The organism is Variovorax sp. P1_H12_2 (assembly GCF_056405335.1).
The window spans coordinates 1-4857 of the sequence record NZ_JBFUCI010000455.1; the positions used below are offsets into that span (position 1 = coordinate 1).

The 4857-nt window shown below is 66.3% G+C and carries 6 protein-coding genes; all 6 read right to left on the reverse strand.

Features of this window, described 5'->3' with window-relative positions; all coding sequences use genetic code 11:
- Positions 1-587: hypothetical protein (locus AC1D2K_RS29865; RefSeq protein WP_478093450.1), on the reverse strand; the 587-nt coding region annotated here is incomplete at its 3' end.
- 31 nt (positions 588-618) lie between these two features.
- Positions 619-786, reverse strand: coding sequence for a hypothetical protein (locus tag AC1D2K_RS29870; protein ID WP_478093452.1), 168 nt, complete (start codon positions 784-786; stop codon positions 619-621).
- Positions 787-1072: 286 nt separating this feature from the next.
- Complete coding sequence (locus tag AC1D2K_RS29875) at positions 1073-2389, reverse strand: NAD(P)/FAD-dependent oxidoreductase (protein ID WP_478093454.1); 1317 nt, start codon at positions 2387-2389, stop codon at positions 1073-1075.
- A gap of 4 nt (positions 2390-2393) precedes the next feature.
- The gene (locus AC1D2K_RS29880) at positions 2394-3659 is read right to left on the reverse strand and encodes a Glu/Leu/Phe/Val family dehydrogenase (protein WP_478093457.1); all 1266 of its coding nucleotides are present in this window, start codon (positions 3657-3659) and stop codon (positions 2394-2396) included.
- A 69-nt stretch (positions 3660-3728) separates the two neighbouring features.
- Positions 3729-3932 (reverse strand): hypothetical protein, encoded by a 204-nt coding sequence (locus AC1D2K_RS29885; RefSeq protein WP_478093458.1) that lies wholly within the window; start codon positions 3930-3932, stop codon positions 3729-3731.
- Positions 3933-4005: 73 nt separating this feature from the next.
- The coding region (locus AC1D2K_RS29890) for a M20/M25/M40 family metallo-hydrolase (protein WP_478093455.1) at positions 4006-4857 on the reverse strand (852 nt) is incomplete at its 5' end.

Genomic DNA, 4857 nt, shown 5'->3' on the forward strand with positions numbered 1-4857 from the left:
CTACCGTCAGACTTGAAGAGAAAGCTCATCACCCCGTTATGGGTGCAGTTCGCGCCTTTCTCCTGCAGGGAAAAAGGCATAGCTGCGCGGGCGTAGCCTTGATCGTTCGTTTCCTTCCAAACCCGACCCGGTTCTAGGATGTAGGACCAATTTGGATGGGTGGTGCTGATCAAGCCGCGCGCGACGGGGACGATGTGCGTTCCGGTCTGAACGAACTGAAAAGAAAAGGCGGGTAGATGGCCCGGATCCTGGTAAAAAACGGCACGCGAGGTGCCCTGTTCACTGAAGCTACCAGTGGTGCCGAGGTTATTTAGCGTCAGTGTGCCCTCGAAAGTTTGGTCGGGGTTGGCTGCGTTCGTTGGAACGGCAAAGGCGCCATAGTCGACCAAGCTGGTGGCGCTACCCATCAAGGTGGCGTAGCTGAGATTGGCGGCGGTGCGGGCGACCGCGCCGGTACCTGACAAAGGCGCATAAAGCGGCGCATAAGTTTCGATGTTATCAACCTGTCCTCCTGTTCCGCGGGCACTCAGCGCCCCAGCCAGGCATGCGGCGGCGCACAGCGTTTTTAGAAGTTGAAGGCTTGTCATTATTTGTTTCCGATTTTGATTTTTGGATTACCTAAAGATGGCTCAATAGTCGCCCCTGCAATTCGCCTGTAACCTTCATGAATGTCATGCCGTCGGCTCCGATGTTGTTGGTCTCCAGAGCGAACTTGCCGGTCAGGCTCTCGGCCACCTGCTTGCCGCCGCATACGCCGAACACCGACGGCGTGTTGAGGCTGGACATTCACGTCTGGGTTGACGGTCTTGGTGCATGGTCGACAGCGATCCTGGGGCTGCCGCCACGGCAGTCCCCTGCAGAGAAGAAGGACGAGAGAGATCAGTGCCGGCCGAGCGGCCGGCAGGCTCAGCGCGCTGGCAGGGTCAGCGGCTCAGTGATGTCATTTGTCTCTTCTTCGTTGCCAAACACATTGCGCCGATTCCAGTGTCGGCACCTCAACGGCCAAGTGGCGATCACACCCTGCATCGGTCGCCTGTGTGCGTAGCCCATTGGGGTGCCATGCCCCAACGGCTCAATGGAGCTTCACGCGCGGGCGGGTGCGGCGCGTGAAGAAGTGCCCGAGCATGTTGAGCACGACCCGTGCCGCGCCATGCAGCACGTGCTGGTGCATCTGGTAGAGCGACAGGTACATCACCCACGCGAAGTACCCGTCCAGCCACAGCGTGCCCCCCTTCAGGCTGCTCATCAGGTTGCCCACCGTGCTGTAGCGCCCCAGCGAGACCAACGAGCCGAAGTCGCGATAGTGCCAAGGCTTGAGCGGCCGGCCGCGCAGCCGGCGCGCCAGGGCATCGGCCACATGCGTGGCCTGCTGGTGCGCGGCTTGCGCGCGCGGCGGCACGGTGGCCGGCTCGCGGCCCAGCCATGGGCAGGCGGCACAGTCGCCAATGGCGAACACGTGCTCGTCCTGCGTGGTCTGCAGCGTCGGCAGCACCTTCAGCTGGTTCAATGCATTGGTTTCCAATCCCAGCCCCGCCAGGAATGCCGGCGCGCGGATGCCCGCGGCCCACACCACCAGCTCGGCATCGATGCGCCGGCCGTCGGCCAGCTGCACGCCCTGCCCGTCCACCGCGGCGACGCGGGCGCCGGTGTGCACGGTCACGTGCTGGGCCTGCAACTGCCGCAGGGCACCGGCCGACAGCCGCTCGGGCAGCGCCGGCAGCACACGCGGGCCGGCCTCGATGAGGTGGATGCCGATGTGCCGCGCATGGTCGAGCCGGTCGAGGCCGTAGCTGATCAGCTCGCGCGTGGTGCGCTGCAGCTCGGCGGCCAGTTCCACGCCGGTGGCACCGGCGCCGATGATGGCCACCTTCAACTGCCATGGCGCCAGCGGCGAGCGCTGCGCATGGGCGCGGATGCACGCGTTGACCAGCCGACGGTGAAAGCGCTCGGCATCGGCCGGTGTCTCCAGCGCCACCGCGTGTTCGCGCACGCCGGGCGTTCCGAAGTCGTTGGTCTGGCTGCCGACCGCGATGACCAGCGTGTCGTACAGGAACTCGCGCGCCGGTGTCACCGGCCGGCCGTGCTCATCGAGATGCGGCGCCACCTGCACGAGGCGGCGGTCGCGGTCCAGCCCGCTCATCTCGCCGATGCGGTCGGTGAAGCCATGCCAGTGCGCCTGCGCCATGTAGCTCAGTTCGTGCAGACCGAGGTTCATGCTGCCGGCGGCAATCTCGTGGAGATGGGGCTTCCAGAAGTGGGTGCGGTTGCGGTCGATGAGCGTGACGTGGGCACAGCCGCGGCGGCCCAGGCGATTGCCCAGCCGCGTCGCCAGCTCCAGGCCACCGGCGCCCCCCCCAACCACAACGATGCGATGCACGGGGCTGGCCATCGCGTCAGGGGTACAGGCCGCGTTCCTGCCGCGCCGTCAGGATGCGCGAGCAGGCCACAACGAAGGCCGCCGTGCGCAGCCCGATGCAGTGCGTGTCAGCCGTGTGCCAGATGTGCCGGAAGGCATCGAGGATGATCTTGTCCATTCGCTGGTTGATCTCCTCCTCGGTCCAGAAGAAATTGGAAAAGTCTTGCACCCATTCGAAGTACGACACCGTGACGCCGCCGGCATTGCAGATCACGTCGGGCACCACGGTGATGCCGCGCTCGGCCAAGATGTCATCGGCCCGCGGCACGGTTGGCCCGTTGGCGCCCTCGAGCACCAGCCGCGCGGCCAAGCGCCCGGCCCGCTCCGCGGTCAATTGACCTTCCAGCGCGGCCGGAATCAGCACCTCTGTGGGTACGTCCCAGAAGGCATCGTCGCCCAGCACCTCGGCGCCCGCAAAAGCATGCACGCCGCCATGCTGTGCCACGTGGGCCTGTAGCGCCGCCACGTCCAGGCCGCCGGACTGGTATACGGTGCCGGTGTGGTCCTGCGCTGCGACGATGCGCGCGCCGGCCTGCGCGAACAGTTCAGCCGCCACGCCGCCGACGTTGCCGAAGCCCTGCACCGCGACGCGCGCGCCGGCCAGCTCGATGCCCAACCGCTGCATCGCCTCGCGGCCGGTGACGAACACGCCTCGGCCGGTGGCCTTGACGCGGCCCAGCGAGCCGCCCAGGTGCAGCGGCTTGCCAGTGACCACGCCGGTGGCGGTGGCGCCGGTGTTCATCGAGTAGGTGTCCATCATCCACGCCATCACCTGTGCGTTGGTGTTGACGTCGGGCGCCGGGATGTCCTGCTGCGGCCCGATAATGATGCCGATCTCGCTGGTGTAGCGCCGCGTGATGCGCTCCAGCTCCTTGATGGACAACCCCTTCGGGTCGACGCGGATGCCGCCCTTGGCGCCGCCGTACGGCAGGTTCACGGCCGCGTTCTTCACCGTCATCCAGGCCGACAGCGCCATCACCTCTTCCAGCGTCACATCGGGGTGGTAGCGCACGCCGCCCTTGCCGGGCCCGCGCGACAGGTTGTGCTGCACGCGGTAGCCCTCGAAGTGGGCCACCGCGCCGTTGTCCAGCTCGACCGGGATGTCGACGATCAGCGCGCGCTTGGGGCGCTTGAGCGTCTCGGCCCAGCGCGCCAGCGGGCCGAGGTACGGCACGACGCGGTCGACCTGCGTGAGGTAAGTGCCCCAGGGGCTGACGGCCGTGGGCTGGACATAGGACAGCATGCCTTTGACGTCGTTGGTGTTGGCGTCGGCCAGTTCGGTGGAGGTGGTGCGGTGGTTCATCGGATGCGGTCACAGGCCCGCCAGGGCCACGTATTTGGTGACGAGGTAGTCGTCGATCAGTTCGGCGTTCTCGGCACGGGCGGCGTAGAAGGTCTGCTGCACCGCGACGCCGCGCGGCGTGGCCTCGTCTTTGCGACGGCGCCAGTCGGGGTTGTTCGGCGGCACGCGGTCTGCATCGGCGGCCTGCGGGGCGGCAAGGTGGGTGGTCGACATGTAGACGCCAGCTGTTCGCCGGCGCGCGGGCAAAAAAGCGCCCGCCGGCTGCGTACCGCAGTGGTACGCCGGATCAACGACCTCCAGAACGGTCCGCAAGCCGATTTACTCCGCACCACCTTGCAATGAACAGGGCGTAGACCGCCGTCACGCGCTGCAGGCTCTCGATCGATACCCATTCGTCGACGCCGTGAATGCTCTCGCCGGTGGGCCCGTAGCAAGTCGACGGGATCTTTCCGTAGAGGTGAAAGAACTTCACGTCCGTCGTTGCCGTGAAGGCGGTTGTCCCGGGCTGGGCCTCCAGCAGGTCCTGGTGGCACTGCATCAAGGTGGAGATCACGGGCGCTTCCATGTCAACCACGACGCCCTCGGATTGAAATCCGCCGTAGACCACCTCGTACCGGACGTTGGCGGCGCGCGGATGCCGGGCGTGCGCTGCCTTCAGCAATGCTTCGATCTCGGCCTGCACCTCAACGACTGGCCGCCCCGGGTAGTAGCCGATTCGCAGGTCCGCGCGGCAATGCGTGGGCACCGATGAGGTCCACTCGCCGCCCGCCAGCCGGCCAAGGTTGAAGTTGATCGGGTGCGCATGCTTGCAGTACATCGGATGGCGCGCTTCGGGCTGGTTCCACTGCCGCTCCAGGGCGCGCAGTTCGTCGACCAGGTATTGGGCAAACTCGGTCGCGGCAATGCCCTCCTGTGCACGCGACGCATGCACGGGCACGCCAAAGACTTCGATCGCCATCCACATCACGCCGATCTGGGCAGTCATGACGCATTCCTGGCTAGGCTCCGGGATCAGTGCCGCATCCGCCGTGTAGCCGGCGACCAGGCAGGCCAGCGCACCGTTGCCGGTGCACTCCTCCTCGATTACAGACTGCAGGTAGAGCGGCGCTGCCGGTTCGAAGCCAAGCTGGCGCATCGC